Annotated in this window: 1 protein-coding gene and 1 pseudogene; both read right to left on the bottom strand. The window is 60.7% G+C overall.

Annotated elements, in window-relative coordinates; all coding sequences use genetic code 11:
- Positions 1-333 (bottom strand): SulP family inorganic anion transporter (locus ACR0E6_RS22970; RefSeq protein WP_480587767.1); only part of this gene is annotated, 333 nt, incomplete at its 3' end.
- Between the two features lie 22 nt (positions 334-355).
- Positions 356-539: pseudogene (locus ACR0E6_RS22965) on the bottom strand (NAD(FAD)-dependent dehydrogenase); the annotation flags it as partial.

Below are 539 nucleotides of genomic sequence, written 5' to 3'. Positions count from 1 at the left end.
GAAGGCCAGCGTCAAGGCCGCGATGGCATAGCCCGCCGTGCCCTGTTCGGCAATCTGTCCGATGGCCGTGGCCGTCAAAAGCGAGACCACCGCCACCGGCCCTACCGCCAGAGCACGGCTGGTACCGAAGATGGCATAGAGCATGATGGGCGCGATCGAGGCATAGATGCCAGCTTCGGGCGGCAACCCTGCCAACAGCGCGTAAGCCAGCGATTGCGGGATCAGCATGATCGTGACGATGAGCGCCGCAATCAGGTCGTTGGAAAGCGCCGCGCGTGTAAAGTGGCGCCCCCAGTCCAGGATGGGGACATATCGGCGGAATTGTTCGATCATCTGGGTCTTTCGGAGGGTTGGGTTATTCCGAGGTCACATTCAGTTTTTCCGGGCGTGCCATCCATTCCTTGCCGCGCAACATCGCCTTCCAATAGATCGGGGGCAGCAGGCTTTCCTTGAGGAACCATGCCAGACGGCTGGGCTGCGTGCCGTCGATCAGAAATTGCGGGAAGCTGGGCTTCAATGCGCCACCATAACCGAATTCG

This window comes from Ruegeria sp. AP12, from assembly GCF_056540025.1.
This window is presented reverse-complemented; position numbering and strand designations above follow the sequence as displayed.